Source organism: Pseudomonas sp. BF-R-30, assembly GCF_019956175.1.
GTDB classification, from domain to species: domain Bacteria; phylum Pseudomonadota; class Gammaproteobacteria; order Pseudomonadales; family Pseudomonadaceae; genus Aquipseudomonas; species Aquipseudomonas jessenii.
Map to the genome: position 1 here is coordinate 200,539 of NZ_JAHBDE010000074.1, position 25,433 is coordinate 225,971.

Here is a 25,433-nt window from a genome sequence, read left to right on the forward strand (position 1 = left end):
ACCCCGAGTCGTCTCCCCACTTCTCGGGGTTTCTTTTGCCCGGGATTTGTCAGGGGGGCGCCAGATTGTCGAAAAACGCCTTGGTGTCTTTCAGGTAATCGCTGCGGCTTTGGGGATCCAGCCAGGCGGCGTAGGCCTCATCTAGGCGTTCACGGGGAAGGGTGCGCAACACCTGGTTGATCTCGACAATGGCCTGTCGGCCTTTTGGCGTGTCGGTGCAACCGATGTAACCGGACAGGTATTTGCCCGTGCCACGGATCGGATAGAACTGCAATTCATCCTCGGCAATGCCTTGCAGCGAGGCCTGGTAGCGTATTTCCGGGCGATAACCCAACAGCAGGTGCAAGCGTCCCAGGCGCTGCATCTGCAGCAGGCTGCCCAAGGCGTCGTTACCGTAATGAGGGGCCAGCGCGTCGGCTGGCGCTTGCTTGAGCAGTCCGTCGAGGTATTCGCCGTAATTGCGCTCGGCAATAATTCCCAGTTTTTCGCTACCGCTGGCGAGCAGCGCTGCCAGGTCCACTTCGTCGTCCTTGATAAAGGGTGTCAGCACTTTCTGGTCGACGCGCCGTACGGCCAGGCCATTGCTCATGGCGCGGAAGACCGGAATGGAAAAGGCGATCCACTTTTCCCGTTCCTTGCTCCAGTTCAGCGCCGCGTCGCAGACGAGGGCGGGTTCGTGGAGCATTTGCAGTCCACGCGCGCGATTGACCCTCATCACGCTGTGCTGGTATTGCGGCATGCCGGCAATCAACAGTGGAAGCAATTGATCGATAACGCCCAGACCCTTTTTCGGCCCGTCGAAAATCGTCAGCGGCGGCAGGTCGCGCTTGAGCCAGATCAGGGGTTCCCCGGTTTGCGCCAGGGCTGACGGGATCGGTCCAGGGAGCAGGAACAAGATCGCCAGCATGCACAGCAGCCGCCCGCCGCGTGGCGGGCAGTGTCGAATGGGCCATGCGGGCAGGTGCCTCAGCCTAGATGGCTCCGTCTTTGCGCAACTGTGCAATTTGCGTCGCGTCATAGCCAAGTTCCTGGAGTACCTGTGCGTTGTGCTCACCCAGTTGTGGCCCGACCCATTCACATTCCCCGGGTGTCTCTGAGAGTTTCGGCACAATGCCCGGCATCTTGAAGTCTTTGCCGTCCGGCAGCTTGGCTTGCAGGAACATTTCCCGCGCCAGGTACTGGGGGTCATTGAACATGTCTTCGGCGCTGAAGATCCGGCTGGCCGGCACCTCGGCCTGATTGAGCTGCGCCAGCACCCTGTCCAGCGGCAACGAGTTGACCCAGCGATCGATGACGCCATAAATCTCGTCGCGTCGGGCATCGCGGCCATCGTTGCTGGCAAGCTGGGGGTCGTTGGCCAAGTCTTCCCGGCCAATGATCAGCATGAAGCGTTTGAAAATCGCGTCGCCATTGGCGCCGATCTGCACGTGCTTGCCATCGGCACTGGTGTGGATCGAGGACGGGGTGATGCCAGGCATGATATTGCCCGTGCGTTCGCGGATGAAACCGAACACGTCGAACTCCGGAACCATGCTTTCCATCATCGCGAAGATGGCTTCGTACAGCGCCACGTCCACCACTTGCCCCAGACCGCCGTTGACTTCGCGATGACGCAGGGCCATCAACGCGCCAATCACGCCCCAGAGCGCGGCAATCGAGTCGCCGATGGAAATGCCGGTGCGCACCGGTGGGCGGTCTTCGAAGCCGGTGATGTAGCGCAGGCCCCCCATCGACTCACCGACCGCGCCAAAGCCGGGCTGATCCTTCATCGGGCCGGTCTGGCCGAAACCCGACAGCCGCACCATGACCAGTTTCGGGTTCAAGGCGTGCAGGACGTCCCAGCCCAGGCCGAGTTTTTCCAGGACGCCGGGACGAAAGTTTTCGATCAGTATGTCTGCCTCACCCAGCAGCTGTTTCAGGATGGCCTGACCGTCGGGGTGCTTGAGGTTGAGGGTCAGGGACTTTTTGTTGCGGGCCTGGACGAACCACCACAACGAAGTGCCTTCATACAATTTGCGCCATTTGCGCAATGGATCACCGCCGTCCGGGGATTCGATCTTGATTACGTCGGCTCCGAATTCCGCGCAAATACGCGAGGCAAACGGGCCGGCAATCAAGGTGCCCAATTCGATGACTTTCAGACCGGAAAGCGGTTTGGCGGTGAACGGCATGCTGGATCCTGTGGGGCAAAGGTTGAGCGGATAGAGCGTTTTAACATAGCCGACTGTCAGACGCTCCAGCTTGATTGTGTTCAATTCGTGGATTGCCCGTCGCATCGGTTAGACTTGCCGACTTTCCTCGTATCAAGAAGCCCGTACATGGCCCAGCCGTCCACGACCTACAAGTTTGAACTGAACCTCACCGACCTCGACCGCAGCGTCTATGAGAGCGTGAAGCAGACCATCGCCCGTCACCCTTCGGAAACCGAAGAGCGCATGACCGTGCGCCTGCTGGCCTACGCCCTCTGGTACAACGAGCAGCTGTCTTTTGGCCGTGGTCTGTCAGAAGTGGATGAGCCGGCCTTGTGGGAAAAAAGCCTGGATGACCGCGTCCTGCACTGGATCGAAGTCGGCCAGCCGGATGCCGAGCGCCTGACCTGGTGCTCGCGCCGCACTGAACGTACCAGCCTGTTGGCCTACGGCAGCCTGCGCGTGTGGGAGGGCAAAGTGGTGCCGGCGGTGAAAAACCTGAAGAACGTCAACATCGCTGCCGTGCCTCAGGAAGTCCTGGAAACCCTGGCCAAAGACATGCCCCGCGTCATCAAGTGGGACGTGATGATCAGCGAAGGGACGATCTTCGTCACCGACGACCGTGGTCAGCACGAAGTCCAGTTGCAGTGGCTGGCCGGTGAGCGCGGCTGATTTTTCGCAACTGCCCCGCGTCACCCGGTTTTATCCTACGTATTGAAGAGAAGCATCTTTCACCCCATGCGCATCGAACCTCGCCTGCTGCCCGACACCCTGCCATTCCTCGGTGATATTCCGCCGCTGTTGACCCGCCTGTATGCGGCTCGGGGTGTGCTGTCCGAGGCGGAACTGGACAAGAGCCTGGCGCGGTTGATTCCGTTCCAGCAACTCAAGGGCATCGATGCCGCGGTGGATCTGCTGGTGACTGCGCTCGAACAGCGTCAGCGCATTCTGATCGTCGGCGACTTTGATGCCGACGGCGCGACGGCGAGCACCGTGGGCACCTTGGGTTTGCGTCTGTTGGGGGCGGCACATGTCGACTATCTGGTGCCCAACCGATTCGACTACGGCTATGGCCTGACACCGGAAATCGTCGCGGTGGCGCTTGAGCGTCAGCCGCATTTGCTGATCACCGTCGACAACGGCATCTCCAGCGTCGAAGGCGTGGCAGCGGCGAAAAAGGCCGGGCTCAAGGTGCTCGTCACCGACCACCACTTGCCCGGTGACGAGCTGCCGTTGGCCGATGCCATCGTCAATCCGAACCAGCCCGGTTGCGAGTTTCCGAGCAAGGCGCTGGCCGGCGTCGGGGTGATTTTCTATGTATTGATGGCCCTGCGTGCGCGGTTGCGCGAGCTGGGCTGGTACACAAGCAAGCCGCAGCCGAATATCGGCGAACTGCTCGATCTGGTGGCTCTTGGCAGCGTGGCCGACGTGGTGCCGCTGGATGCCAACAACCGGATTCTGGTGCATCAGGGCCTGGAGCGGATTCGCGCTGGACGTGCCCGGCCGGGAATCAAGGCGATCCTCGAAGTGGCCAAGCGCGATCATGCGCGTATCACCTCCACCGATCTGGGCTTCATTGTCGGCCCGCGCCTGAACGCAGCGGGGCGCCTGGACGACATGAGCCTGGGTATCGAATGCCTGCTGACCGAAGACGCAGGTCTGGCCCGTGAGATGGCGGCGCAACTGGACGGCATGAACCAGGATCGCAAATCCATCGAGCAAGGGATGCAGCGTGAAGCGCTGGCGCAGCTCAAGGATCTGCCGGTGGAGTCGATGCCGTTCGGCTTGTGCCTGTTCGATCCCGAGTGGCACCAAGGCGTTATCGGTATCCTCGCGTCACGGATGAAAGAGCGCTATTTCCGCCCGACCATCGCCTTTGCCGATGCCGGGGATGGTTTGCTCAAGGGCTCGGGGCGTTCGGTCCAGGGCTTTCACATCCGCGACGCCTTGAGTGTGGTGGCGGCGCAGCATCCGAATCTGATCACCAAATACGGTGGTCACGCGATGGCGGCCGGCCTGACGCTGCCGGAAGCAAATTTCCCCTTGTTCGCCGAAGCCTTTGACGCTGAAGTGCGCCGGCAGCTGCGCGAAGAAGATCTGACTGGCCGCCTGTTGTCGGACGGCACCCTGGCGGTGGAAGAGTTCCACCTGGAGCTGGCTCGTGCCTTGCGGCATGCCGGTCCTTGGGGGCAACACTTCCCGGAACCGTTGTTTCATGGGGTGTTCCAGTTGGTCGAGCAGCGCGTCGTTGGCGAGCGGCATCTTAAAGTCGTGCTCAAAAGTGAATGTGGTTCGGTGAAACTCGACGGCATTGCCTTTGGGATCGATCGCGATATCTGGCCGAATCCGACCATCAAATGGGTGGAGCTGGCCTACAAGCTCGACCTCAACGAGTTTCGCGGGAACGAGACGGTTCAATTGATGATTGCCCACATCGAACCGCGTTGACCCCCTGTAGGAGCGAGCTCGCTCGCGATGGACGACAGGACACCGCGGGGTATCAGGTCCCCAACGCTATCGTTCACGCCCATCGCGAGCGAGCTCGCTCCTACAAGGGGGCAACATCCCTCGATGTCGACTAGGCTCTAAGCACTGCTTGATTTTGGCCTTGTGACGTCTTGTCGAATTTTTTGCCCGCGGGGGCGGGTGTTGTACCTTTTTCCTGTCACTCGTCGACTATTCAAACAGAACCTGGAGCCTGCCCACTGATTCGAGAGGTGCCCCATGAGTCTGCTGCTTGAACCCTTTACCCTTCGCCAATTAACCCTGCCCAACCGCATCGCGGTATCGCCGATGTGCCAGTATTCCAGTGCCGATGGCCTGGCCAATGACTGGCATCTGGTCCACCTCGGCAGCCGTGCTATCGGCGGGGCCGGGCTGGTGTTTACCGAAGCCACGGCGGTCACCGCCGACGGGCGCATCACGGCCGAGGATCTCGGTCTGTGGAATGATGAACAGATCGAACCCCTGCAACGCATCACCCGCTTCATCAACGCCCAGGGCGCCGTTGCCGGTATTCAGCTGGCCCATGCCGGGCGCAAGGCCAGCACCCACCGGCCGTGGCTCGGCAAGCATGGCAGCGTCAAACCCGACGAGGGCGGTTGGGTGCCGGTCGGACCTTCGCCGATTGCGTTCGACCCGCAGCACACCCAACCCAAACAACTGGATGACGACGAGATCGCCAAGGTGATCCAGGCCTTTGTCGATGCGGCAAAGCGCTCACTGACGGCCGGTTTCAAAGTGGTCGAAGTGCACGCGGCCCATGGTTACCTGCTGCATCAATTTCTGTCGCCGTTGAGCAATCAGCGTCGCGATCAATATGGCGGTTCGTTCGAAAATCGTATTCGGCTGGTGCTGCAGGTCACCGAAGCGGTGCGTGCGGTGTGGCCTGAAGAGTTGCCGGTGTTTGTCCGGGTCTCGGCCACCGACTGGGTGGAAGACGGCTGGAACCCCGATGAAACCGTGGAGCTGGCCCGCCGCCTCAAAGCCTTGGGGGTCGACCTGATCGACGTCTCGTCGGGCGGGACGGCAGTCAATGCTGAAATTCCCACAGGGCCCGGTTACCAGACCCGCTTCGCCGAGCGGGTGCGCAAGGAGTCGGGCATGGCCACCGGCACAGTCGGCATGATCACCGAGCCGGCCCAGGCCGAGCACATCCTGCGCACCTGTCAGGCGGACATCATTTTCCTAGCCCGTGAGTTGTTGCGCGATCCGTACTGGGCGCTGCACGCGGACGACGACCTGGGCGGGCACAAGGCCGTGTGGCCGGCGCAATATCAGCGGGCGACTCACCGTGAGCAGCCCATTCATGAATCGGATTTGCGCGACTGAAATCCATCGATACGAAAAAGCCCCTGAATCGTGAGGTTCAGGGGCTTTCGTTTATCCGGATCGTGGTCAGGCCGCTTCGATCTTGTTGCGGTTTTGCTCGACCTTGTTCAGGTATTCCTTGAGTTTTTCCTGCTCCGCGGCTGTGGTGAACAAGCCGAGCTTGCTGCGCCGCCAAAGAATATCGTGTGCGGTAGTGGCCCATTCTTCACTGCACAGGTAATCGACCTCGCGGGTGTAGAGACCGCCGCCGATGTGCTCGCCCATATCGCTGATGTCCTGTACGCCTTCGAGCATGCGCCAGGTACGGCTGCCGTAGGAGGTGGCCCAGCGACGAGCGATCTCGCTTGGTAGCCAGTCGAATTTGTCGCGGATACGTGAGCTCAAGGCCTGCGGGGTGGTCATGTCTTCACCGCCCGGCAGTGTGGCGCTTGCGGTCCAGCTTGGCTGGATGTGCTTGAAGTAGGGTGCCAGTTGCGCCAGCGCCGACTCGGCCAGTTTGCGATAGGTGGTGAGCTTGCCGCCGAACACCGACAGCAACGGAGCCTCTTCGCCAGTGCCAGACAGCGCCAGGGTGTAATCGCGGGTCACGGCCGACGGGTTGTCGGATTCGTCGTTGCACAGCGGGCGCACACCGGAATAGCTGTGCAGGATGTCCTCGCGGCTGATTTGCTTTTTGAAATGGGCGTTGACCACGTTCAACAGGTAATCGGTTTCGCCGTCGGTAATTGCCACCTTCGCCGGATCGCCGGTGTACTCGCGGTCGGTGGTGCCGATCAGGGTGAAGTGATTCAGGTACGGAATGGTGAACACGATACGCTGATCTTCGTTTTGCAGGATGTGCGCGTGTTCGCCTTCGTACAGTTTCGGCACGATCAGGTGGCTGCCCTGGATCAGGCGGATGCCGTAAGGCGATTCCATCTTCAGGTCATCGCGAATGAACCTGGCGACCCAGGGCCCGGCCGCATTGACCAATGCCTTGGCGCGGATCGAAAACAGGCTGCCATCGGCGCGCTCCAGGTGCAGGTGCCACAGGCCCTTGGTGCGACGTGCGCTGACGCAGCGGGTCTGGGTGTGAACGTGGGCGCCTTTTTCCCGGGCGGCCATGGCGTTCAACACCACCAGGCGGGCGTCGTCGACCCAGCAGTCGGAGTATTCGAAGCCCTTGGTGATTTCGCTTTTGAGCGCGCTGTCGGGGCCGAACTTCAGGCTTTTCGAACCTTGCAGTTGCTCGCGCTTGCCCAGGTTGTCATAGAGGAACAGACCGGCGCGAATCATCCATGCCGGGCGCAGGTGTGGGCGGTGCGGCAACACGAATCGCATTTGCTTGACGATGTGCGGCGCCTTGGCCAACAACACTTCGCGTTCAGCCAGGGCCTCACGCACCAGGCGGAACTCGTAATGTTCGAGGTAGCGCAGGCCACCGTGAATCAGCTTGCTGCTGGCCGACGAGGTATGGCTGGCCAGGTCATCCTTTTCACAAAGGAACACCGAGAGACCGCGTCCGGCGGCGTCCGCTGCGATCCCCACGCCATTGATCCCGCCACCGATGACGGCGATATCGTAGACCTCGGCGAGAGGGGGCGTAGGCAAGGTGGAAGTGGGCATCGGCTCGGCCTCGGAATTCTTTGATGTTTTGTATTTGAATTCGAACATTAATGTTCATTTGCGAAAATACTAGCCCATAAAGACGCCCACAGCCAGTCAGCTTCGATTGAAAATACTCATCGAAGGGCCATTAAAGGAAAATTTACGAACATTGAAAGGTTGCAGGCTGCTTTTGTGGCGAGGGGGCTTGCCCCCGTTCGACGGCGAAGCCGTCGCAGGTTGGGGCTATGAATGTGCCTGTCTGAACTCGGCTGAATGGTTTTAGGGCCGCTTCGCAGCCCAACGGGGGCAAGCCCCCTCGCCACAGGGGAAGGAGGGGGGTTAAACCACTTCCAGGCGAACCTTGTGCTGGTTCAACAACTGCGCCAGCGCCGGGGAGGGTTGCTGATCGGTGACCAGGCAATCGACCAGGCTGATCGGCCCCAGGCGAATCATGGCGTTGCGCCCGAACTTGCTGGAGTCGGCCGCGAGGATCACCTGCCGGGCATTGGCGATGATCGCCTGGGATACCCGCACTTCCTGATAGTCGAAGTCCAACAGGCTGCCGTCTTCATCGATGCCGCTGATGCCGACCAGGGCGAAATCGACCTTGAACTGATTGATGAAGTCGACACTGGCCTGACCCACCACGCCACCATCGCGCCGCACGTTGCCGCCAGTGAGCAGGACATCGAAATCGTCCTTGGCGCTGAGCATGGAGGCGACGTGCAGGTTGTTGGTGATGATCTTCAGGTGACTGTGGTTGAGCAGTGCCCGGGCAATGGATTCGGTGGTCGTGCCGATGTTGATGAACAACGAGGCATGGTCGGGAATCTGCGCGGCAATGGCTTCGCCGATACGCTGTTTTTCATCGCGCATCTGATCGGCGCGCATGGCGTAGGCGGTGTTTTCAACGCTGGAGTCGTAAGCCGCGCCGCCGTGGTAGCGACGCAACAAATTGGCTTCCGCGAGCTGATTGATGTCGCGGCGAATGGTCTGCGGGGTAACTACGAACAGCGTGGCCATTTCCTCGATGCTGACATAGCCGCGTTCGCGGACCAGTTCGAGGATTTGCTGCTGGCGGGGAGGCAGATTCATGGGGCGTCCTTTGGGCTGCCGTGCAAAATTTGCCCATGATGCCGCAGGAATCTGCTCCCGACCAGTTACATACAGATACGAGCCTGCGTCTTGGCTTATTCAGTCTCGTCTTCAGCCGCCCAATCGCGGGTACGGCTGACCGCTTTTTTCCACCCCGCGTAGAGTTTTTCCTTCGCCGTTTCATCTAGCGTCGGCTCGAACTTGCGTTCGATCACTGCCTTGCCACGCAACTCTTCCAGGCTGCCCCAGAAGCCGCAGGCCAGGCCTGCCAGGTAAGCCGCACCCAGAGCCGTGGTTTCGCGCATTTGCGGACGCTCGACCTGCGTGCCGAGGATGTCGGCCTGGAACTGCATCAGGAAATTGTTCGCCACCGCGCCGCCGTCCACGCGCAGGGCCTTGAGGCGTTCGCCGGAGTCCTGTTGCATGGCGTCGAGCACGTCGCGAGTCTGGTAGGCAATCGATTCCAGCGCTGCGCGAATGATGTGATCTACGCGTACGCCGCGGGTCAGGCCGAACAAGGCGCCACGGGCGTACGGGTCCCAGTAGGGAGCACCAAGACCGGTGAAGGCCGGCACCAGGTACACACCGTTGCTGTCTTTGACCTTGTTGGCGAAGTATTCGGTGTCGTGGGCGTCGTTGATGATCTTCAGTTCGTCACGCAGCCATTGCACGGTGGAGCCGCCGTTGAACACTGCGCCTTCCAGCGCGTAGGCCACTTCGCCACGTGGGCCGCAGGCGATGGTGGTGAGCATGCCGTGTTGGGACTTGACGGCTTTGTCGCCGGTGTTCATCAACAGGAAGCAGCCAGTGCCGTAGGTGTTTTTCGCCTGGCCTGGCTCGACGCACATCTGGCCGAACAGGGCGGCTTGCTGGTCGCCAGCGATGCCGCCGATGGCGATGCCGCTTTTGGTGTGACCGTAGATTTCGGACGACGATTTGACTTCCGGGAGCATCTCACAAGGGATGTCGAGGACCTCCAGCATCTTCGCGTCCCACTCCAGCGTGTGGATGTTGAAGAGCATGGTGCGCGAAGCGTTGGTGTAGTCGGTGACATGCACCTTGCCACCGGTGAATTTCCAGATCAGCCAGCTGTCGACGGTGCCGAACAACAGCTCACCGTTGCGCGCGCGCTCGCGGCTGCCTTCGACGTTGTCGAGGATCCACTTGAGCTTGGTGCCGGAGAAGTACGGGTCGGTGACCAGGCCGGTGGTGTCGCTGATGTATTGCTCGTGGCCATCGCGCTTGAGCTGCTGGCAGATCTCGGTGCTGCGTCGGCACTGCCAGACGATGGCGTTGTAGATCGGGCGGCCGGTGTTCTTGTCCCAGACCACGGTGGTTTCGCGCTGGTTGGTGATGCCGATGGCCGCCACCTGGTCGTGGTGCAGGCCGGCTTGTGCCAGGGCCTCGACCATCACGGCGCTTTGGGTAGCGAAGATTTCCATCGGATCGTGTTCGACCCAGCCGGCTTGCGGGTAATGCTGTGCGAACTCCCGTTGGGCGGTGCAGACCACGTTCGCGTCGCGGTCGAAAATGATCGCGCGGGAGCTGGTCGTACCCTGATCGAGGGCAATGATGTAGTTCTTATTCTGTGTGTCGGTCATGTCGATTGCCTTGGACGAAATAAGGGAGTGAGGTCTGGCGCGCGATCAAGGGGCAGGGGCACGCGCCAACGGTATCAAGAAGTTCTGGGTTTGCCGTCAATGGCAGCTGTTGCATCCTTTGTAGCAGGTACGGCGCTGGGCAGATGGCGGGCAATCAGCCCGCGATAGGCGGCAGCACCGAGGCAGGCACCGACAATCGGTGCAAAAACAGGAATCAGGAAATACGGGATATCGCGTCCGCCAGTGAAGGAAATTTCACCCCAGCCAGCGAAGAAAGTCATCAGTTTAGGGCCGAAGTCCCGCGCCGGGTTCATGGCAAAACCGGTCAGTGGTCCCATCGAGCTACCGATCACCGCAATCAACAGGCCGATCAGCAGCGGTGCCAGCGGGCCTTTGGGCAGGCCATTGTTGTCATCGGTCAGGGACATGATCACGCCCATCAGGATGGCCGTGATGATCACCTCGACCAGAAATGCCTGGGCGGTGGTCAGCACCGGGTTCGGGAAGGTGGAGAACACGGAGGCCAATTCGAGGCTGGCTTGAGTGCCGCGAACCATATGGTGCGTTTGTTCGAATTCGAAGAATAGATTGCTGTAGAGCGTGTAAACCAACAGCGCTCCACAGAAGGCTCCCGCCACCTGGGCGAGTATGTAGAAAGGCAATTTACGTTTTTCGAAGTCCGCGAAAATGCTCAGGGCAATGCTGACGGCAGGGTTCAGATGAGCCCCGGAAACCCCAGCGGTAAGGTAGATCGCCATGCTGACGCCGACGCCCCAGATAATGCTGATTTCCCACAAGCCAAAACTGGCACCCGCGACCTTGAGCGCGGCAACGCAACCTGTACCAAAAAAGATCAGCAGCGCCGTACCCAGAAACTCGGCCATGCATTGGCTCGAGAGCGACGGTTGTTGTAAAGCAGTTGTCATTGAAACCTCATTTTTTTTGTTGTCTGGCGCTTTTTCCATCATGGTCGGAGCGCGGTTTTCGCCGAGGCAGGATCCCCGTCCTGGTCGCGGTTTACTGCTGGGTGCAGCGGTAGGACGTTTCGTACAGTTTCATAAACGAAAAAATATAGACAAGAAACGCTGCTGTCAAAGGTCGAAAGTGAACCATTGGTCACAAAGAAACTATTCGCTGTATGAATGACCGGGTTGTTGAGGAATGGGGTTGCCAGGCAATGGCGTCATGAATGCGCCGCTGTAGAGCCTTTTAATGATCAATGTCCTAGAATCGGGCGCAGTATTTTTCTTCTGCCGCCCAGTCTGGAGCTGTCATGACCCCCGCATTGGATTTGTTGAAAAAGGTTCGGGCCGAACATCGCGTACACAGTTACGAACATGACCCCAAGGCCGCCTCCTACGGGTTGGAAGCGGCGGAAAAACTCGGGCTCGATCCGGCGCAGGTGTTCAAGACCTTGCTGGCGGCCAGTGAAAAGGGCGAGTTGCTGGTGGCCGTGGTGCCGGTTGTCGGCAGCCTGGACTTGAAAGGGCTGGCCCACGCCGCGGGCGTGAAGAAGGTCGAAATGGCCGACCCGGCGGCAGCGCAGCGCTCTACCGGCTATCTGTTGGGCGGGATCAGTCCGCTGGGGCAGAAAAAGCGCTTGCGTACCTTCATTGATAATTCGGCCCAGCCCTTCGCCAGCATTTTTGTCAGTGCGGGGCGGCGTGGACTGGAAGTCGAACTGGCACCGGCGGTGCTGGCCGAGCACACCCAGGCCAGATTTGCCGATATCGGCCGTGCGTGAACATCATCGGAGTCCGCGCAGCGCTGTATGGTGAAAATCAGCCTGCTCTGTCACTGGTGCCGGCTGAGCCAGCGCGGCATGCTTTGTGGTCTGACAAAGGGAGAAGGTTATGCAACTGGAGTTTCATCAGGTCGACGCGTTCAGCAATCAGCCATTTAGCGGCAATCCGGCGATGGTCTATCGGCTCGACACCTGGCTCGCCGATGAGTTGATGCAAAAGATTGCCGCCGAACACAACCTCGCCGAAACGGCGTTTGTCGTGCGTGAAGGGCAGGGCTGGCACATCCGTTGGTTTACGCCGACCACTGAGGTGCCATTGTGCGGTCACGCGACGCTGGCTAGCGCTCATGTGCTGTTCGAGATTTATAAGGAGCCCGTCGAGCGACTGGACTTCACCTGCAAATCCGGCCCGTTGGGCGTGACCCGTGAAGGTGGGCGGCTGTGGCTGGATTTCCCGGCGATTACTGCATCGCCGGTGAACGTGATCTCGGACATCGAGCGTGCACTGGGCGTGAAGGCTGTTGAGGTACTGGCTTCAAATGAGCTGTTCGTGGTGCTGGAGTCGGAGCAAGCCGTGCTCGACTGCAAACCGGACATGGTGGCCCTGGCGAAACTGCCATGGCTGGGTGCCATCGTGACGGCGCGGGGCGAGCAGCACGATTTCGTTTCCCGCTACTTCGCCCCGGCAATCGGCATCAATGAAGACCCGGTGACCGGATCGACCCATTGCCTGCTGATTCCGTACTGGTCAAAGCGTTTGGCCAAGTCGAGCTTGACGGCTTTTCAGTGTTCGGCGCGGGGCGGGGAATTGTTCTGCCAACTGGAAGGCGATCGGGTGAGGATCGGCGGCAATGCGACCCTGGTTGCCAGTGGCACGCTGATGCTGGGATAACGCAAACCCATTGTGGGAGCGGGCTTGCTCGCGAAGGCGGACAGTCAGTTAACATCATCATCGACTGACACTCCGCCTTCGCGAGCAAGCCCGCTCCCACATTTAGTCCATGTTTATCAGTTGGCCGTGCTGTAGCGCCGGACACCTGATTCAGCCGCAGGAATCTGCGCCGCCGTGCTGCCGGACGCCTGGAACAGCACCAGGTGTTCAGCCGCGACACGAATACCCACATCCGCCCCAACCTGACGATCGACATGGCTCGGGAAAATCGACTCCAGCTGTGCGCCTGTCGGCAGTTGCAAGCGATACAGGGTCGATGCACCCAGGAATGTCTTGCCGGCAATTCGCGCCCTCAGTGCGCTGTCCGGGGCATAGACGATATCGTCCGGGCGCAGCAACACGTCCACGGCGCCGCCTACCGGCCAGGTGTAGGCCCGATTGCCGCGCAACTCACCCAGTTCGGTTTGCACCGATTCTGGGCTGCTCAACTGACCGCGAATGAAATAGCCCTGGCCGATGAAACTCGCGACAAAAGGTGTCAGGGGTTCGTGATACAGGTTGTAGGGCGTATCCCACTGTTCCAGGCGACCTTCCTTGAACACACCAACGTGGTCGCTCACCGCGAAGGCTTCTTCCTGGTCGTGAGTCACCAGAATCGCGCTGGTGCCACGGGCCTTGAGGATGTCGCGTACTTCATGGCTGAGCTTGCGGCGCAATTCGCCATCAAGGTTGGAGAAGGGTTCGTCGAGCAACAGCAGTTGCGGTTCCGGCGCCAGGGCACGGGCCAGTGCGACACGTTGCTGCTGACCTCCTGAAAGCTCGTGGGGGAAACGCTTGCCGAGATTCTTCAGGTTGACCAGTTCCAGCAGCTCTTCGGTCACGCGATCCTTTTGCGGATGCTTGCGAATGCCGAAGGCGATGTTGTCGGCCACGCTCAAATGCGGAAACAGCGCGTAGTCCTGGAACACCATGCCGATGCGACGTTTCTCCGGCGCAAGGGTGAAGCCGGCGCTGGAGATGGTCTCGCCAGCCAGCTGGATTTCGCCTTCGTGCACCGGTTCGAAACCGGCGATCGCCCGCAGGGTGGTGGTCTTGCCGCAGCCCGACGAGCCCAGCAGGCAACCGATGTCGCCTGCGTTCAGGTGCAGGTTGAGGTTCTGCACCACGCGCTGGTCTTGATAGCCGCAGGCGAGGTTGCGCAGGTTAAGCAGTAATGGCTGGCTCATGCGTGGTGATACGCCGGTTCGACGAGGAACTCGAGCAGGGCTTTTTGCGCGTGCAGACGGTTTTCGGCTTGATCCCAGGCCACCGAGCGCTTGTCATCGAGCAGGTCGATGCTGATTTCCTCGCCGCGGTGCGCTGGCAGGCAGTGCATGAACAGCACGTCTTCAGCGGCCAGGTCGAGCAGGGCGCGGTTGACCTGATACGGCGCGAACAGTTGCAGACGCTTGGCGGTTTCCTCTTCCTGGCCCATGGAGGTCCAGACGTCGGTGCTCACCAGATGTGCACCACGCACGGCTTCCTTCGGATCGCGAACGATGGTGACCCGATCGCCGGCCTTGGCCAGGAACACCGGGTTGGGTTCATAGCCTTCCGGGCAGGCTACGCGCAACTGGAAGTCGAACTGGATCGCCGCTTCTATATAGCTGTTGCACATGTTGTTGCCGTCGCCAATCCAGGCCACGGTCTTGCCCTGGATGGAGCCGCGATGTTCGAGGAAGGTCTGCATGTCGGCCAGCAACTGGCACGGGTGCAGGTCATCGGACAGGCCATTGATCACCGGTACGCGGGAGTTGGCGGCGAATTCGGTCAGGTTGCTGTGGGCAAAGGTACGGATCATCACTGCATCGAGCATGCTCGACATGACGATGGCGCAGTCGCCGATCGGCTCGCCACGACCCAGTTGGGTGTCACGTGGCGACAGGAAGATCGCCTGCCCGCCGAGCTGGATCATGCCGGCCTCGAAGGAGATCCGGGTACGGGTCGAGGATTTCTCGAAAATCATTCCCAGGACGCGGTTTTTCAGAGGCTCGAACAGTACGCCGCGGTTACGCAGGTCCTTGAGCTCAACGCCTCGACGGATCACGCTGACCAGCTCTTCGGGCGTGCAATCCATCAGGGAGAGAAAGTGCCTTGCGCTCATCATTGACTACCTTTTGCTACAAACCGCAGATGCTCAAAGCCTTGTTTAACGGAACAACGGGCGAGACCTGCGGCGTAAGCCGCACGGGGCGACGAAATAGGGGAAGGCGCGATCTTATAATTAAATGTCGCGTCTTACCAATAGGGCTACAGTTTTTAGGGAGTTTCAGAGGTGCTACGGGTTTACCGAGGTAGCGCTTTTGAAGCCTGTTTCCTGATAGCGGCGGTTCATTTGTACACCGGCCCCTCGGGGCTTGGCAATCAGGCGCGGCGGCAATGGTGCGCTGACAGTCGGTTTTTGACTTGTCATTCATCAGCGCCGGGCTTGATGGGCACTGGCGCCCGATCGGCGAGCAGACCGGCGCGCATGGCCCCCACGGACCGATTGAAACCCTTCAGGAAATTCAGTTGCAGGTGCCGCCCAGGCTGCCTTCGAACTGAACTCGGACGGCCATCGGCTGGCCTGATAACCCTCGATTCACAAGACGAACGTCGCTGGCGTGTCGTCGGCTCTGGCGCCATAGTTTTGTTTCCGCGGCCTACGTTGCCCGCCCATAACAAGACAGAGACTGGCCATGACCAAGACTCTCCATCACCGTGCGTGCCATTTGTGCGAAGCCATCTGTGGCCTGACCATCGAAACCACCAGGGGCGAAGGCGGTAACGTCCAGATCACTTCGATCAAGGGCGACCCCCAGGATACGTTCAGTCGTGGGCACATCTGCCCCAAGGCCGTGGCGTTGCAAGACATTCAGAACGATCCGGATCGCCTGCATCAGCCGATGCAGCGGGTGGGCAATGAATGGCAGCCCATCGAGTGGCAAGCGGCATTCAATCTGGTCGCCGAACGCCTCGCCGCCATTCAGGAACGTCACGGGCAAAACGCCGTGGCGGTCTATCAGGGCAACCCGAGCGTGCACAATTACGGGTTGATGACCCACAGCAATTACTTCCTCGGCCTGTTGAAAACCCGCAACCGGTTTTCCGCAACGTCGGTCGATCAATTGCCCCATCACCTGACCAGTCATTTGATGTACGGCCACGGTCTGCTGCTGCCGATCCCGGACATCGACCACACCGATTTCATGCTGATCCTGGGCGGCAATCCACTGGCTTCGAACGGCAGCATCATGACCGTGCCGGATGTGGAGAAACGCTTGAAGGCGATACAGGCCCGGGGTGGCAAGGTGGTGGTGGTCGATCCGCGCCGTAGTGAAACGGCGGCGATTGCCGACCAGCATCTGTTCGTACGCCCGGGCGGTGATGCAGCGCTGTTGTTCGGCCTGCTCAATACCTTGTTCGCTGAAGGTCTGACCCGCGACAGCCATCTGCCGGTGGACGGCCTGGAGGACGTACGGGAGGCTGTCGCACCGTTCACTGCCGAGGCCATGAGTCCGTTGTGCGCCGTACCGGCCGAACAGATCCGCCAGTTGGCGCGGGACTTCGCCGCGGCACCGAGTGCAGTCTGCTATGGCCGCATGGGCGTCTCGACCCAGGCCTTCGGTACTCTGTGCCATTGGGTGGTGCAGTTGATCAATCTGGTCACCGGCAATCTCGATCGCGTGGGTGGTGCCTTGTGCACCGAGCCAGCAGTGGACCTGGTGGCGTCGACCTCGGGCGGGCATTTCAATCTGTGGCAGAGCCGGGTTTCCGGGCGCCCGGAGTACGCCGGAGAACTACCTGTCTCGGCGCTGGCCGAAGAGATGCTCACTGAAGGGGAAGGGCAAGTCCGCGCGCTGATCACCGTGGCGGGCAATCCGGTGTTGTCCACACCCAATGGCCGACAACTCGAACAGGCGCTGGACGGTCTGGAGTTCATGGTCAGTATCGACCTGTACATCAATGAAACCACGCGTTACGCCGACCTGATCCTGCCGTCCACATCGGCGCTGGAAAACGACCATTACGACACCACGTTCAACCTGTTCGCGGTGCGCAACGTCAGCCGTTTCAACCGCGCCATCCTCGCCAAACCCCAAGGTGCATTGCACGACTGGGAGATTTTCGTCGGCCTGGCCAAGGCATTTGCCGTCAGGACCGGCAAAGAGCTGAAGCCCACCATCGCCCCTGCGCAAATGATCGATCGCGGCTTGCGCATGGGAATGTACGGCGACAATTCAGAGCACAAGCTGTCGCTGGCGACTTTGTTCGATCATCCCCATGGCGTCGATCTGGGCGCGCTCAAGCCTAACCTGACCCCACGCCTGAAGACTGCCAATCAACGCATCCAGGCCGCGCCTGCGGCGATTCTCGCTGACCTGGCGCGCTTTGCAGCCTTGAAGGCGCCGGCCGCCGACGAGTTGTTGATGATTGGCCGCCGGCATGTACGCAGCAACAATTCATGGATGCATAACTATCATCGGTTGGTAAAGGGCAAGCCACGTCACCAGTTGCTGATGCATCCGGACGACCTGGCCGGTCGCGGGCTCAGCGACGGACAGCGCGTTCGGGTCAGTTCACGGGTGGGTGTGATCGAAGTCGAAGTGCTTGGCAGTCTGGACATGATGAAAGGCGTGGTCAGCCTGCCTCACGGCTGGGGGCATGCGCGGCCGGGCGTGCAAATGTCGATTGCCAGCAGCCAGCCGGGCTCCAGCGCCAACGACCTGACCGACGAACGCCAGATTGACGAACTGTCGGGAAATGCCGCGCTCAATGGTGTGCCGGTGATCGTGGTGGCGGCTTGAATCAGTCAGACGGAGAGACCGAGCAGGGCGCTCGGCTTTCCGTTACAATGCGCCACCGTGCCGACCCATGAGTCGGAAAGTTCAGCCGAGGTGCTCCATGGATATCATCGAAACGATTAAAGAGCAGATTGCCAACAACACCATTCTGCTTTACATGAAAGGCTCGCCGAATGCCCCGCAGTGCGGCTTCTCCGCGAAAGCCGCGCAGGCCGTGATGGCGTGTGGCGAAAAGTTTGCGTACGTGGACATCCTGCAGAACCCGGAAATCCGCGCCAACCTGCCAAAATACGCCAACTGGCCAACCTTCCCACAGCTGTGGGTTGCCGGTGAACTGGTCGGCGGTAGCGACATCATGACTGAAATGGCTGCTGACGGTTCGCTGCAGAGCCTGATCAAGGACGCCGCCGCCAAGGCTGCTGCTCCAAAGTCCGAAGCCTGATTCGCTTCCTGTAGGGGCGAGCTCGCTCGCGATGGACTAAAGAACGCCGCTGGGTGTCAGGCTCCCAGCGTTATCGTTAACGACCATCGTCGGAACGCCGCCCGGAGCAAGCTCGCTCCTACAAGAGCAGGCAATAAAAAGCCCCGCCACTCGAAAGAGGGCGGGGCTTTTTATTGCATCGAGATTAATGGCGTAGAAGTTACTCGTCTTCGCCCATCTGTGATTGCAGATAGTTCTCAAGGCCTACTTTATCGATCAGGCCCAGTTGGGTTTCCAGCCAGTCGATATGTTCTTCTTCGGACTCGAGGATATCTTCAAGCAGTTCACGGCTACCGAAGTCGCCAACTTTTTCGCAATGCGCGATAGCCACTTTGAGATCGGCATGGCCGGTTTTCTCGATACGCAGGTCACACTCAAGCATTTCCTTGGTGTGCTCGCCAATGTGCAGCTTGCCCAGGTCCTGGACATTCGGCAGGCCTTCAAGGAACAGGATGCGCTTGATCAGCTTGTCCGCGTGCTTCATCTCGTCGATGGATTCGTGGTACTCGTGCTTGCCGAGCTTGTTCAGGCCCCAATCTTCATACATGCGCGCATGCAGGAAGTATTGATTGATCGCGACCAGCTCATTGGCGAGGATCTTGTTGAGATGCTGGATGACTGTAACGTCGCCTTTCATGATGGGGTCCTGCCCTGTATTAGCTGTCAATAGAGCAGAGTTTGAGCCTCGTACTTAATAGTGTCAAACCTAAGTTATTGAAACTTAAATGAAAATTAATCGGAATAAGAATGTTTGTGTTCCGCGTCTAGAGCATAACTAGTTGATTTTGAGGCATAAAAAAACCGGACATATGTCCGGTTCTTTGAAATTCGATGTTTAAGCCGCGGTAAATTCTGCTGGATAAGGAATTGCAGCCTGGGCCGTTTGCAGTTTGGTCAGGGTCTCGCGGACCACTTCCTTGGCGAGGCAGGCACATTTGCCGCACTGGCTCGCAACGCCGGTGGCTACACGGACTTCCTTGTAGCTGCAGCATCCTTCATAGATCGCATCGCGGATTTGACCGTCGGTGACGCCAGTGCAGAGGCAAACATACATAGGGAAGGACCGTCGCTGATTGTGACTCAATTGCGATGGATCTTAATGTTAACGAGAATGATTGTCAAAGTGGTTTCAGAGCACTTTTCGTCATAAACGGGTATGGCTGACGAACGGTCTGCCTGGCAAACCGGTGATCCAAAACCGGTGGGGATTTCATCGTACGGGGAAAAAACAGCTAAGCCAGCTCAAACACGCGGTGTATGATGGCCGGTCTTTTGCGACCGGGGATCGTGTCACAGGGCTGTCGCCTCAGGGTGGCAGGCTGATGCGAGCCCTGTTTCTCACGCTATTACACCAGGAGATATCCAATGAGCGTACTCGTAGGCAAACAAGCCCCTGACTTCACCGTACCGGCCGTACTCGGCAATGGCGAGATCGTTGACAGCTTCACCCTGTCCTCGGCGATCAAAGGCAAATACGGCCTGGTGTTCTTCTATCCACTGGACTTCACCTTCGTTTGCCCGTCCGAGCTGATCGCTCTGGACAACCGCATGTCTGACTTCAAGGCTCGCAACGTTGAAGTGATCGCTGTTTCGATCGACTCGCACTTCACCCACAACGCATGGCGCAACACTCCAGTGAACAATGGCGGTATCGGCCAGGTTCGCTACACCATGGCTGCCGACATCAAGCAGGACATCATGAAGGCCTACGACGTTCAGTCCGCTGATGGCGTGGCTTTCCGTGGCGCGTTCCTGATCGACGACAAAGGCGTTGTCCGCTCGCAGATCGTCAACGACCTGCCGCTGGGCCGTAACATGGAAGAGCTGATCCGTCTGGTCGACGCTCTGCAATTCCACGAAGAGCACGGCGAAGTCTGCCCTGCCAACTGGAAAAAAGGCGACAAAGGCATGAACGCTTCGCCAGAAGGCGTTGCTGCTTACCTGACCGAGCACGCTGCCGCTCTGTAAGGCGTTCCAGGTATAAAAAAACCGGCCTTCGAGGCCGGTTTTTTTATGGACGGAATTCACTCAGTCGTCTGTAGGAGCGAGCCTGCTCGCGATGGACTTGAGAGCGCCGCTGGGTGTCAGGCTTCCCGCGTTATCGTTCACGACCATCGCGAGCAAGCTCGCTCCCACATTGATTCGTGAGTGCACTCAGTCGCCGAAGTCTTCCCAACCACCCATCTGTTTCCAGCGATTGACGATGCCGCAGAACAGCTCTGCCGTCTTCTCGGTGTCGTAGCGAGCCGAGTGAGCCTCGCGACCGTCGAAGTCGATGTCCGCTGCCTGGCACGCCTTGGCCAACACGGTCTGGCCGTAAGCGAGACCGGCCAGCGTTGCGGTATCGAAGCTGGAGAACGGATGGAACGGATTGCGCTTCATGTCCAGCCGCGCAACCGCCGCATTCAGGAAGCCCAGGTCGAAACTGCTGTTATGCCCGACCAGGATCGCCCGTTTGCAACCGTTGGCCTTGAGGGCCTTGCGCACGCCGCGGAAGATATCGTTCAGGGCAGACTCTTCACTCACCGCCATGCGCAGCGGGTGATCGAGCTTGATCCCGGTGAATTCCAGGGCTGCCGCTTCGATGTTCGCGCCTTCGAACGGCTCGACACGGAAAAAGTAGGTGTGATCCGGGTAAACAAAACCCTTTTCATCCATGGCGATGGTGGTCGCGGCGATCTCCAGCAGGGCATCGGTGGCCGAGTTGAAGCCACCGGTCTCTACGTCGACGACAACCGGCAGGTAACCACGAAACCTTGCCGCCATTGGATGACGAGGGCCGCCTCCGCCGCCATTGCCTTCCAGTTCGTCGTCGAAATGGTCTTCACTCACGCGTGTTCCTCCAGCAGGCGCCAGCGCAGTTTTTCACCGGCGCGCAGCGGGATAACGGTCAGCTCGCCAAATGGCAGGCTGGTCGGGGCGGTCCACTCTTCGCGGACCAGGGTGATGCGATCGGTGTTGGCCGGCAGACCATAGAACCGAGGGCCGTTGAGGCTGGCGAAGGCCTCGAGCTTGTCCAGCGCATTGCGCTGTTCGAAAGCTTCGGCGTACATCTCGATGGCCGCATAGGCGGTGTAGCAACCGGCGCAGCCGCAGGCCGCTTCCTTGGCATGCTGGGCGTGGGGAGCCGAGTCGGTGCCGAGGAAGAACTTGTCGCTGCCGCTGGTGGCCGCGTCGAGCAGGGCTTCCTGGTGGGTATTGCGCTTGAGGATCGGCAGGCAATAGAAGTGCGGCCGAATCCCGCCCACCAGCATGTGGTTGCGGTTGTACAACAGGTGATGCGCGGTAATGGTCGCGCCCACGTTGGCCGAAGCCGAGTTGACGAACTGCACGGCGTCCGCGGTGGTGATGTGTTCGAAGACCACTTTGAGGGTCGGGAAACGCTCGACCACACGACGCATGTGCTCGTCGATGAAGATTTTTTCTCGGTCGAACACGTCGACATCGCCCCGGGTGACTTCACCGTGGACCAACAACGGCATCCCGACTTCGGCCATGGCCTCTAGTGCAGGGAAGATCTTGTCGATGCTGGTGACGCCAGAATCCGAGTTGGTGGTCGCGCCGGCCGGGTACAGCTTGGCGGCGTGAATGAATCCGCTGGCCTTGGCCTCGCGAATTTCTTCAGGCTGGGTGCGGTCGGTCAGGTACAGGACCATCAGTGGTTCGAACAGGCTGCCGGCCGGGCGGGCAGCGAGAATCCGCTGCCGATAGCCGTCGGCTTCGGCCGCATTGCGTACCGGTGGAACCAGGTTGGGCATGATGATGGCGCGGCCAAAGGTGCGCGCGACATCCGCGACGGTATTGGTCAGCACGGCACCATCACGAAGATGAATATGCCAGTCGTCGGGACGCAGCAGGGTCAGGCGGTCGGACATGAGGGGATTCCAGGCGGGTCAAACTCAAGGGAATGCTACCGGAAAAGACTCTTGCAGGCACTCGCTATCAAGTTTTGCAGGAAGCTTCCGATATCCAACAGGTATGCCGTAAACATGTGTGTGTCGGTCTTTTTGTTGTAGAAGCCAGTGGAGCCTCCCGTGCGCCAGCGTTATTTAGCCTTGCTCAGTGTGTTTGCCAGCCTTCCGGCGATGGCGCTCACTTTCCAGACACGTCTGGAGAACATTGAGTGGACGGTCGAAGGCGACAAGTTCGAATGCCGCCTGACTCAGCCGGTTACCGATTTCGGTTCGGGCGAGTTCGTGCGTCGTGCCGGCGAGCAGGCGATTTTCCGTCTGAAAGCCTACAACCCGATGATCGGCGGCGGTTCGGCCACCTTGCTGGCCGCTGCCGCGCCGTGGCAACCGGGCCGTGACGATATCAACCTGGGCACGGTGAGAATCGGCAGTGGCAACGTATTGTTCAATAGCTCACAGGTTCAGGCCGGGCGTCTGATCAGTGGCCTGATGGACGGTCGCAGCCCGGTCGTTCGACATTCCTCGGGGGATGGGCGGGTGTCGGAAGTACGCTTGTTGCCGGTCAGGTTCACCAAGGCGTTTGCCGACTACCAGGGTTGCGTGGCGAAACTGTTGCCACAGAATTTCGAACAGGTGAAGCAATCGGAAATCGGCTTCCCCGGCGGCGGAATCGAACTCGACAGCGCCGCAAAAGCCAAACTGCAGGTAATGCTGGAGTACATGAAGGCCGATCCGACGGTCAATCACATCGAGCTCGACGGTCACTCCGACAACAGCGGCAACCGCCTGACCAACCGCGACCTGTCGCGGCGCCGAGCCCTGGCAGTGATGGAGTTCTTCAAGGCCAACGGCATCCAGGAATCGCAAATCACCCTGCGTTTCCATGGCGAGCGTTATCCGGTGGCGCCTAACACCAACAACACCAACCGCGCGAAGAACCGTCGAGTAGCAGTGCGCCTGGAGCGCGGAGCACCCGCGGAACAAGTCGCCCCGCAAGCGACGAAGGCGGCCACTTCGGCCACTTCCTGACCCGGCTGTAATCGTCGCGCCCTCGACATAATCTGTCGCTTCGTCGTCATAAGCTGTCGCGCCACTGTAAATTATTCTGCATGAGCGGTAGACTTCCCGGCTTTCCGTAGAACCCCGTGGAGTGATGGCATGGCGGACGTAAACAAGGTCGTTCTGGCGTATTCCGGCGGCCTGGACACTTCGGTGATCCTCAAGTGGCTGCAGGATACTTATAACTGTGAAGTAGTGACCTTCACCGCTGACCTGGGTCAGGGCGAAGAGGTCGAACCTGCACGCGCCAAGGCTCAGGCCATGGGCGTCAAAGAGATCTACATCGACGACTTGCGCGAAGAGTTCGTGCGCGATTTCGTTTTCCCGATGTTCCGCGCCAACACCGTTTACGAAGGCGAGTACCTGCTGGGTACTTCCATCGCTCGTCCGCTGATCGCCAAGCGCCTGATCGAAATTGCCAACGAAACCGGTGCAGACGCCATTTCCCATGGTGCCACCGGCAAGGGTAACGACCAGGTTCGTTTCGAACTCGGTGCGTACGCCTTGAAGCCAGGTGTGAAAGTGATCGCTCCTTGGCGCGAGTGGGACCTGCTGTCCCGTGAAAAGCTGATGGATTACGCCGCGAAGCACGCGATTCCGATCGAGCGCCACGGCAAGAAGAAGTCCCCGTACTCCATGGATGCCAACCTGCTGCACATCTCCTATGAAGGCGGCGTGCTGGAAGACACCTGGACCGAGCACGAAGAAGACATGTGGCGCTGGACCGTTTCCCCGGAAAACGCTCCAGACAAGCCGCAGTACCTGGAACTGACCTACCGCAACGGCGATATCGTCGCGCTGGACGGCGTCGAAATGACTCCAGCCACCGTGCTGGCGACCCTGAACCGTATCGGTGGTGAGCACGGTATCGGCCGTCTCGACATCGTCGAGAACCGCTACGTGGGCATGAAGTCCCGTGGCTGCTACGAAACCCCTGGCGGCACCATCATGCTGCGCGCCCACCGTGCGATCGAATCGATCACCCTGGACCGCGAAGTGGCTCACCTCAAGGACGAGCTGATGCCCAAGTACGCCAGCCTGATCTATACCGGCTACTGGTGGAGCCCTGAGCGTCTGATGCTGCAACAGATGATCGATGCGTCCCAGGTCAACGTGAACGGCGTTGTGCGCCTGAAACTGTACAAGGGCAATGTGATCGTCACTGGCCGCAAGTCCGACGACTCGCTGTTCGACGCCAACATCGCTACCTTCGAAGAAGATGGCGGCGCGTACAACCAGGCGGATGCCGCGGGCTTCATCAAGCTCAACGCCCTGCGCATGCGCATTGCGGCGAACAAAGGCCGGAAGCTGTTCTGAGACCTTTGACATCGTGATGGGTGCCTGACCTCGTCCTCGACGAGGTCAGGTACCTGAAAACGGGGTGTGATGCCAGTTACTGCGTTGTCGGGTGTTTTCGTTTCCGTTGATGATTTCCTGTTTTTCCCCTTCTCGATGGCCTGACCTGTACTACAGGTTGCTGTTCGCCGGTTGCCCGGCGTGATCAATGACCGACAACCTGTGCGAGTCCAGATTGTAGGCCACATAAAAGGCGGCACCGCGTTTGCTGGCCTGCTTTGTATGTCCAAGCGCACTGGCTTTCAGTAATTTCTCCGAAACGGCACAAGTGACAAACAGAATCACGTACGCCGTCTTTTCCCGTGGCCTCTGGATTTTTTCCAGCAGCGCTCCAAACTCGACCTCTTCGCTCATCCAGCGTACATCAACGATGTACAGGTCTTTTACCGGCTCCGGTAACTGAAGGTGATGCTGAACAGAGACAACGGTTTGCAGACCAATCCCGGTTGGCGGGTCCTGTGCGCCACAGGGCGTTCGGGCTGACCGCCAGTCATTCGCTGACGTTTCCAGTGTGGGGTTTTCAGACGGTTTTGCGGACGCTTTTTTTTCCGAGCGCCCAACATCATCCATAACCTTCATGAAGTGCTTTCCCTTCTCAAAATCGGAGGGTGCATAAAGTGATTTATAGTTGAAGTTGAGTGTCGCGAAAAAAAGCAAAAGTAAATAGAACGGAAAACTGATCAGGAACCAGACGTAGAGTTCTCTTTCCTCCTGATCAAGGAAGGGTAGAGAGACGGCTGCCGAAGTTTCAGAGAGCGCTGCGAATATCGCGATAATTGTCATTGGGTTGGTGATTCGTTTTTTTATCATATTCTGTACTCATGTCGGGTTGTCTGTTCTCGAGTGGTTTATGAAGTTGGCTTG

At 59.4% G+C, this 25,433-nt stretch carries 23 protein-coding genes; 10 read left to right on the top strand and 13 right to left on the bottom strand.

The features are described 5' to 3' along the window. Nucleotides 1-49: 49 nt before the first annotated feature. On the bottom strand, nucleotides 50-1,018 hold the full coding sequence (locus KGB20_RS26655; protein WP_154860470.1) for a TIGR02285 family protein: 969 nt from the start codon (nucleotides 1,016-1,018) through the stop codon (nucleotides 50-52). Then, on the bottom strand, nucleotides 972-2,171 hold the full coding sequence (locus KGB20_RS26660; RefSeq protein WP_057713422.1) for a CaiB/BaiF CoA transferase family protein: 1,200 nt from the start codon (nucleotides 2,169-2,171) through the stop codon (nucleotides 972-974). The genes KGB20_RS26655 and KGB20_RS26660 overlap by 47 nt, the downstream gene beginning before the upstream one ends. Nucleotides 2,172-2,318: 147 nt before the next feature. On the opposite strand from KGB20_RS26660, the gene KGB20_RS26665 reads away from it, so the two are divergent. From KGB20_RS26665 to KGB20_RS26675, 3 genes are all read left to right on the top strand, one after another. Then, on the top strand, nucleotides 2,319-2,861 hold the full coding sequence (locus KGB20_RS26665) for a YaeQ family protein (RefSeq protein WP_007971297.1): 543 nt from the start codon (nucleotides 2,319-2,321) through the stop codon (nucleotides 2,859-2,861). Nucleotides 2,862-2,927: 66 nt separating this feature from the next. Continuing rightward, nucleotides 2,928-4,637, top strand: a complete 1,710-nt coding sequence (gene recJ, locus KGB20_RS26670; RefSeq protein ID WP_046042001.1) for a single-stranded-DNA-specific exonuclease RecJ — start codon at nucleotides 2,928-2,930, stop codon at nucleotides 4,635-4,637. A gap of 276 nt (nucleotides 4,638-4,913) precedes the next feature. Continuing rightward, complete coding sequence (locus KGB20_RS26675; protein ID WP_150814679.1) at nucleotides 4,914-6,020, top strand: NADH:flavin oxidoreductase/NADH oxidase; 1,107 nt, start codon at nucleotides 4,914-4,916, stop codon at nucleotides 6,018-6,020. 66 nt (nucleotides 6,021-6,086) lie between these two features. Here KGB20_RS26675 and glpD read toward each other — a convergent pair whose 3' ends face one another. From glpD to KGB20_RS26695, 4 genes are all read right to left on the bottom strand, one after another. Beyond that, entirely contained in the window at nucleotides 6,087-7,625 is a 1,539-nt protein-coding gene (glpD, locus tag KGB20_RS26680; RefSeq protein ID WP_154860469.1) for a glycerol-3-phosphate dehydrogenase, read from the bottom strand. 321 nt (nucleotides 7,626-7,946) lie between these two features. Further along, complete coding sequence (locus tag KGB20_RS26685) at nucleotides 7,947-8,702, bottom strand: DeoR/GlpR family transcriptional regulator (RefSeq protein WP_007971301.1); 756 nt, start codon at nucleotides 8,700-8,702, stop codon at nucleotides 7,947-7,949. A 95-nt stretch (nucleotides 8,703-8,797) separates the two neighbouring features. Next, a complete protein-coding gene (glpK, locus tag KGB20_RS26690; protein ID WP_154860468.1) occupies nucleotides 8,798-10,303 on the bottom strand; it encodes a glycerol kinase GlpK in 1,506 nt (501 codons plus the stop codon). Nucleotides 10,304-10,377: 74 nt separating this feature from the next. After that, a complete protein-coding gene (locus KGB20_RS26695) occupies nucleotides 10,378-11,229 on the bottom strand; it encodes an MIP/aquaporin family protein (protein ID WP_090457548.1) in 852 nt (283 codons plus the stop codon). A 347-nt stretch (nucleotides 11,230-11,576) separates the two neighbouring features. On the opposite strand from KGB20_RS26695, the gene ybaK reads away from it, so the two are divergent. Together ybaK and KGB20_RS26705 are read left to right on the top strand one after the other, a co-directional pair. Continuing rightward, nucleotides 11,577-12,047 (top strand): Cys-tRNA(Pro) deacylase, encoded by a 471-nt coding sequence (gene ybaK, locus KGB20_RS26700; RefSeq protein WP_057713427.1) that lies wholly within the window; start codon nucleotides 11,577-11,579, stop codon nucleotides 12,045-12,047. Nucleotides 12,048-12,156: 109 nt separating this feature from the next. Next, complete coding sequence (locus KGB20_RS26705) at nucleotides 12,157-12,939, top strand: PhzF family phenazine biosynthesis protein (protein ID WP_154860467.1); 783 nt, start codon at nucleotides 12,157-12,159, stop codon at nucleotides 12,937-12,939. 116 nt (nucleotides 12,940-13,055) lie between these two features. Here the strand turns inward: KGB20_RS26705 and KGB20_RS26710 are convergent, their stop codons facing one another. Continuing rightward, nucleotides 13,056-14,165 carry an ABC transporter ATP-binding protein gene (locus tag KGB20_RS26710; protein WP_154860466.1) on the bottom strand — a complete coding sequence of 370 codons (1,110 nt, stop codon included), beginning with the start codon at nucleotides 14,163-14,165 and terminating at the stop codon, nucleotides 13,056-13,058. Beyond that, nucleotides 14,162-15,082 carry an ornithine carbamoyltransferase gene (gene argF / locus KGB20_RS26715; RefSeq protein WP_057713430.1) on the bottom strand — a complete coding sequence of 307 codons (921 nt, stop codon included), beginning with the start codon at nucleotides 15,080-15,082 and terminating at the stop codon, nucleotides 14,162-14,164. Before argF ends, KGB20_RS26710 begins: the two co-directional genes overlap by 4 nt. Nucleotides 15,083-15,656: 574 nt before the next feature. On the opposite strand from argF, the gene KGB20_RS26720 reads away from it, so the two are divergent. Further along, the gene (locus KGB20_RS26720; RefSeq protein ID WP_154860465.1) at nucleotides 15,657-17,765 is read left to right on the top strand and encodes a molybdopterin oxidoreductase family protein; all 2,109 of its coding nucleotides are present in this window, start codon (nucleotides 15,657-15,659) and stop codon (nucleotides 17,763-17,765) included. Nucleotides 17,766-17,862: 97 nt separating this feature from the next. After that, entirely contained in the window at nucleotides 17,863-18,204 is a 342-nt protein-coding gene (grxD, locus tag KGB20_RS26725; RefSeq protein WP_150814674.1) for a Grx4 family monothiol glutaredoxin, read from the top strand. Between the two features lie 199 nt (nucleotides 18,205-18,403). Here grxD and bfr read toward each other — a convergent pair whose 3' ends face one another. After that, entirely contained in the window at nucleotides 18,404-18,880 is a 477-nt protein-coding gene (bfr, locus tag KGB20_RS26730; RefSeq protein WP_057713432.1) for a bacterioferritin, read from the bottom strand. A gap of 198 nt (nucleotides 18,881-19,078) precedes the next feature. Then, nucleotides 19,079-19,297 (bottom strand): bacterioferritin-associated ferredoxin, encoded by a 219-nt coding sequence (locus tag KGB20_RS26735; RefSeq protein ID WP_007985869.1) that lies wholly within the window; start codon nucleotides 19,295-19,297, stop codon nucleotides 19,079-19,081. Between the two features lie 311 nt (nucleotides 19,298-19,608). Between KGB20_RS26735 and KGB20_RS26740 the strand changes: the two genes are divergently transcribed. Beyond that, nucleotides 19,609-20,211 carry a peroxiredoxin gene (locus KGB20_RS26740; RefSeq protein WP_057713433.1) on the top strand — a complete coding sequence of 201 codons (603 nt, stop codon included), beginning with the start codon at nucleotides 19,609-19,611 and terminating at the stop codon, nucleotides 20,209-20,211. Nucleotides 20,212-20,397: 186 nt separating this feature from the next. Here KGB20_RS26740 and rnt read toward each other — a convergent pair whose 3' ends face one another. Both rnt and pyrC read right to left on the bottom strand, forming a co-directional pair. Next, entirely contained in the window at nucleotides 20,398-21,075 is a 678-nt protein-coding gene (gene rnt, locus KGB20_RS26745) for a ribonuclease T (protein WP_057713434.1), read from the bottom strand. Beyond that, entirely contained in the window at nucleotides 21,072-22,118 is a 1,047-nt protein-coding gene (gene pyrC / locus KGB20_RS26750; RefSeq protein WP_090457540.1) for a dihydroorotase, read from the bottom strand. The genes rnt and pyrC overlap by 4 nt, the downstream gene beginning before the upstream one ends. A 159-nt stretch (nucleotides 22,119-22,277) precedes the next feature. Here pyrC and KGB20_RS26755 point away from each other — a divergent pair, with 159 nt between their 5' ends. Together KGB20_RS26755 and KGB20_RS26760 are read left to right on the top strand one after the other, a co-directional pair. Then, nucleotides 22,278-23,183, top strand: a complete 906-nt coding sequence (locus tag KGB20_RS26755) for a flagellar protein MotY (RefSeq protein ID WP_150814673.1) — start codon at nucleotides 22,278-22,280, stop codon at nucleotides 23,181-23,183. A gap of 129 nt (nucleotides 23,184-23,312) precedes the next feature. Next, nucleotides 23,313-24,530: an argininosuccinate synthase gene (locus tag KGB20_RS26760; RefSeq protein ID WP_007972320.1), complete on the top strand. Its 1,218-nt coding sequence runs from the start codon at nucleotides 23,313-23,315 to the stop codon at nucleotides 24,528-24,530. A gap of 150 nt (nucleotides 24,531-24,680) precedes the next feature. Here KGB20_RS26760 and KGB20_RS26765 read toward each other — a convergent pair whose 3' ends face one another. After that, nucleotides 24,681-25,379 (bottom strand): hypothetical protein, encoded by a 699-nt coding sequence (locus tag KGB20_RS26765; protein WP_154860463.1) that lies wholly within the window; start codon nucleotides 25,377-25,379, stop codon nucleotides 24,681-24,683. Nucleotides 25,380-25,433 lie beyond the last annotated feature (54 nt).